This window comes from Pseudorhodoplanes sp., assembly GCF_050250235.1.
Taxonomy (GTDB): Bacteria; Pseudomonadota; Alphaproteobacteria; order Rhizobiales; family Xanthobacteraceae; genus Pseudorhodoplanes.
The window spans coordinates 1-4,105 of the sequence record NZ_JBFWPA010000281.1 but is presented as its reverse complement, the minus strand read 5'-3'; the positions used below and the strand labels follow the sequence as shown (position 1 = coordinate 4,105).

Sequence of the window (4,105 nt, the reverse complement as noted above, 5' to 3'; positions counted from 1 at the left end):
AAGGACGTCCGGGCGGATCCAGAAGTGCAGCGCATTTATCTCGGTGACGACCCTTCTGTCGGGGTGGTGCTGTCATGACAGGACTTCAAGTAGCTGAGCTGAATGCTTGGTACGGCCGCGCACAAATCCTCTTTCAGGTCGATATCAACGTAAATGAAGGCGAAGTTGTTGTTTTGGTTGGAAAGAACGGCGCTGGTAAAACCACAACGCTTAAAGCGATTATGAATCTGGTGCAGCGTACCACTGGTGACCGACATTTTGATGGGCGCAGCATTGCTGAATTGCGGACAAGTGCCATTGCTCGGCTTGGACTTGGTTACGTACCCGAAAACCGTCGTATATTTGGGCGGCTAACGGTAATGGAGAACCTTTATGTAGGGCAGCAGCCACGTCGCCCAAATGCTCCGCTTTGGACTGTAGAGCGGTTGTTTGAAATTTTCCCAAATCTTGGTCGCATGCGGAATCGACTTGGTAGCGAGATGTCCGGCGGCGAGCAGCAGATGTTGACCGTCGCGCGAACGCTGATGGGAAACCCGCGACTTATTCTACTTGACGAGCCATCGGAAGGCCTCGCACCCGTCATTGTTCAACAGATGGCTGCCGCAGTTAGAGAAATGAAACGTGATGGCTTGGCTATACTACTTTCCGAGCAGAATCTTCATTTTGCGAAAGCGGTAGCTGATCGCGCGTATGTTATCGAAAAAGGGCATCTCCGTTTTCAAGGAACGTTGGATAGTCTCTTCGCTGCGCGCGCCACTTATCTCTCAGTCTAGCTGGAGTCGCAATGATACGACCGCTCGATGGTTGCTTAGTGCTTGACTTCTCGACATTGCTTCCAGGTCCCATTGCGACGCTTTTGCTTGTAGAAGCAGGAGCTGAGGTCATAAAGATTGAGCGGCGCGATGGCGGCGACGACATGCGCCATTACGATCCAAAGTGGGGTGACGACAGTGTCAACTTTGCGCTCCTAAATCGTGGAAAAAAAAGCGTCGCATTGAATCTAAAAGATCCCAAGGATCTAGAGAAACTTTATCCGCTTATTCGACGCGCGGATGTTCTTGTTGAACAGTTTCGTCCCGGTGTCATGAGCAGGCTTGGGCTAGGCTACCTCGAGGTGTCCGCTCTCAATCCAAAGCTGATCTATTGTTCGATCACAGGGTATGGCCAAGACGGACCCAAGCGTGCCACCGCGGGTCACGACCTGAATTATCTTGGCGACACGGGTCTATTGGCACTGTCGATGGGAGGTGCCAAGAATCCCGTCGTTCCCCCAGCCCTCATCGGAGACATAGCCGGTGGCAGCTATCCGGCTGTCATCAACATTCTGTTAGCTCTTGAAGCCCGTCGCAAGACCGGGAAAGGATGTCTAATCGACATCGCGATGGCCGACAACTTGTTCACATTCATGTACTGGGCGCTTGGAAACGGGGTTGCCGCCGATCGATGGCCGGGAAACGGCACCGATCTGGCTACTGGGGGCTCACCTCGTTACCGGCTCTACGGGACGCAAGACGGAAAGGTCTTAGCGGCCGCGCCAATGGAGCAAAAATTCTGGGAGATCTTCTGCGACATCATCGAGCTTGAAAACGAATTCAGGGATGACCAGAAAAATCCGCAAGCAACGATTAGACGCATATCGGAGATCATACGATCTCAAAGTGCGCAAGTGTGGTCTTCAAAATTTGTAGGCACTGATTGTTGTTGCTCCATCGTTGTTGATATACGTGCTGCTATGCGGGATCCGCATTTCGTGTCGCGTCGCCTTTTCGACTACCGTGTAACGAACCGAGCCCTCTCAGCGATCCCGGCATTACCCGTGCCTGTTGATCCGAATTTCCGCGGATCGGCAACAGATGAGCTCCAGGCTCCATCGCTTGGCGAACATAACGATGCAATACTCGGGAGTGCGCTCAAGCTCTAGGTATGGAGTGTTGGCCTGCACCCGGTTTCGTTGACACCCGCCTAAGCTAACCCGGCCTTCCGCTCGAACTCCATCGGGCTCAGGTATCCGATCGTAGAGTGTCTGCGCTGTGGATTGTAGAAGCGCTCAATGTAGTCGAACACGTCGGCTCTGGCTTCATTCCTGGTCCGATAAAGCTTCCGCGCCGTTCGTTCGGTCTTCAGCGACGAAAAGAAGCTCTCCATCGCCGCATTGTCCCAGACGTTGCCGGAGCGGCTCATCGAACAGACGACGCCGTTGTCGGCCATCAGCCGCTGGAACTGCTCGCTGGTGTATTGGCTGCCGCGGTCAGAGTGATGCAGCAGCGCGTCGGGCTTGCCTCGCCGCCAGATTGCCATCACCAGCGCGTCGGTGACGAGCTGGGCCGTCATGCCTTTATGGCGATGACGCTCAACCTTTTGCGGACCGCAGGCGGGCAGCCTTCGCGCTGAGCGATGGTCTCGGCTTTTGTTTGCGGATCGGTGGTGAGTTCGTTGAGCCAGCGACGCCCTCGCGCGATCGCCTCGATCAGGGTTGCACGCGTCTCGGAACGGATGGGACGCGTGTCGTTCGATGCGTCCGAGGAGGGGAGCAGGATCTCGCGGCGACGCTTGGTGGGTTGCTTCTGCCAGGGGACGCAAATCACGGTGGGTGCGTTGTTTTCGTCGCTTTCGTCGTCGCCGTGACGAATCTGGATGACGAGTTCGTTTAGATGCACCTCGACGCGGGTGACATGAGTGGCGATCATCGCTCTGTCGTCGAGGTCGCCCGGCAGTTCGAGATGCTCCCGCACCGCTTGGCAGACGAGAGCTTCGATCTCGTGGGCGGGGACTCGGCTGACCGACCCGGCTGCCTCGGGGCGGCCATCGGTCAGGGCGGAGGAGAGATAGTACCGGTATTTGATGCCGCCCTTGCGCGCATGGGTCGGCCCCATCCGGTTGCCGCAGTCGTCATAGAGGCGTCCCATGAGCAGCGCCTCCGACTGCAGGCGGGTCCTGGTGTGATTGGTGGTCTGTTCGGTGAGCTTTGCCTGGACCGCATCGAACAGGGATCGCTCGAGAATGGCCGGCTGCTCGCCGGGGAGAACCTCGTTCTTGAACATCACCTCGCCGATGTAGAACCGGTTGCGAAGGAGATAGGCGAGGGGACCCCGGGTAAATGGAATGCCGCCCACAGCCTTGCCGCTCTTGAGGATGCGCTGCTTGGTGACGATCCCCTGTCGTCTGACGCCGATGCCGCGAGGCAGGCGTCCGTCGAGCGCGGCCTTGACGAGGGCGGGGGAGAGGAATGCAAGCGAGATCGTCATGCTGACCTTGCGCGGACTGCAGACGCCTACGCGCCCGATAGCATTCGACGTCTGCCCGCTGCCACTGATTTTGCGCCCGTTCTGCCAGTTCCACCTTGGAAAAACTGAAGCTCCGACAACCTCCGCTCACAACGAAGCCAGTTTGCCGCCGTTTGGCGGCGCCGCTTGGTCACAGCAAGTCTTCTCCCCCTGATCAGTCTTCACCGGCTTAAACATGTAGGGTACAGTATCTGAAAACCTCTATGTGTACTACCTTGACATGTAAATTGTACTATTGCTAACTTTACCTAAACTAGCTGTTAGGGGAGTGAAATGCGTCAGGGCAAAGCCCGGGGCCGCCCGTCGCTACAGGGCCGCGCTAGCGTATCCCAAGTGTACACTTGGAATGTGTACGCTTGCCCCATTCGCGGTCGAGGCGACACTTGATGCTCTCCCGCCGATACGCAGCCGCTAACGAGATCATCCAAAGAGCGCTTTGCTCAGAGCGTCAGCCAACAGAGTCCGAGGCAAAAGCGCTCTTAAATTGCATTGGTATTGGCAGCCCGGAGTTTGTTGTTTGTCGCTCCGTTGAAGCCATCGCTTCGCAAATTGAGCGCTTGCGCGCCCCATTCGTCGCCAAGATCGTCTCGCCGTCCATTCGTCACAAGACCGAAGTCGGGGGGGTCGTTCTTCCATTGAAAGACGCCGAGGCGGTTTTGCGGGCGTGCAATGAAATTTCAAGCCGCGTACGTCTTGCTCGGCCCGACGCGACAATAGACGGGTTCTTAATTGAGGAGTACCGGCCGGCGTTTCCTGAGTGGCTGTTGGCTGGACGCCTTGATAGAGCGCTAGGTCCGGTCGTGAGCTTTGGTATGGGAGGC

General features: G+C 56.7%; 4 protein-coding genes and 1 pseudogene. 3 read left to right on the top strand and 2 right to left on the bottom strand.

Features of this window, described 5'->3' with window-relative positions; all coding sequences use genetic code 11:
• Positions 1-74: 74 nt before the first annotated feature.
• Together AB7F49_RS38675 and AB7F49_RS38670 are read left to right on the top strand one after the other, a co-directional pair.
• Positions 75-773 carry an ABC transporter ATP-binding protein gene (locus AB7F49_RS38675; RefSeq protein WP_428533110.1) on the top strand — a complete coding sequence of 233 codons (699 nt, stop codon included), beginning with the start codon at positions 75-77 and terminating at the stop codon, positions 771-773.
• A gap of 11 nt (positions 774-784) precedes the next feature.
• Positions 785-1,921 carry a CaiB/BaiF CoA transferase family protein gene (locus AB7F49_RS38670; RefSeq protein WP_428533108.1) on the top strand — a complete coding sequence of 379 codons (1,137 nt, stop codon included), beginning with the start codon at positions 785-787 and terminating at the stop codon, positions 1,919-1,921.
• A 41-nt stretch (positions 1,922-1,962) separates the two neighbouring features.
• Here AB7F49_RS38670 and AB7F49_RS38665 read toward each other — a convergent pair.
• Together AB7F49_RS38665 and AB7F49_RS38660 are read right to left on the bottom strand one after the other, a co-directional pair.
• Positions 1,963-2,331 (bottom strand): annotated as a pseudogene (locus tag AB7F49_RS38665) (IS3 family transposase); the annotation flags it as partial.
• On the bottom strand, positions 2,328-3,245 hold the full coding sequence (locus AB7F49_RS38660; RefSeq protein ID WP_428533106.1) for a recombinase family protein: 918 nt from the start codon (positions 3,243-3,245) through the stop codon (positions 2,328-2,330). The pseudogene AB7F49_RS38665 and the gene AB7F49_RS38660, both read right to left, overlap by 4 nt.
• Positions 3,246-3,670: 425 nt before the next feature.
• Here AB7F49_RS38660 and AB7F49_RS38655 point away from each other — a divergent pair.
• The coding region (locus tag AB7F49_RS38655) for an acetate--CoA ligase family protein (RefSeq protein WP_428533112.1) at positions 3,671-4,105 on the top strand (435 nt) is incomplete at its 3' end.

Bases quoted from the DNA above. Each gene is read 5' to 3' on its own strand.
- AB7F49_RS38675 (WP_428533110.1), top strand. From the start codon at position 75: ATGACAGGACTTCAAGTAGCTGAGCTGAATGCTTGGTACGGCCGCGCA.
- AB7F49_RS38660 (WP_428533106.1), bottom strand. From the start codon at position 3,245: ATGACGATCTCGCTTGCATTCCTCTCCCCCGCCCTCGTCAAGGCCGCG.
- AB7F49_RS38670 (WP_428533108.1), top strand. From the start codon at position 785: ATGATACGACCGCTCGATGGTTGCTTAGTGCTTGACTTCTCGACATTG.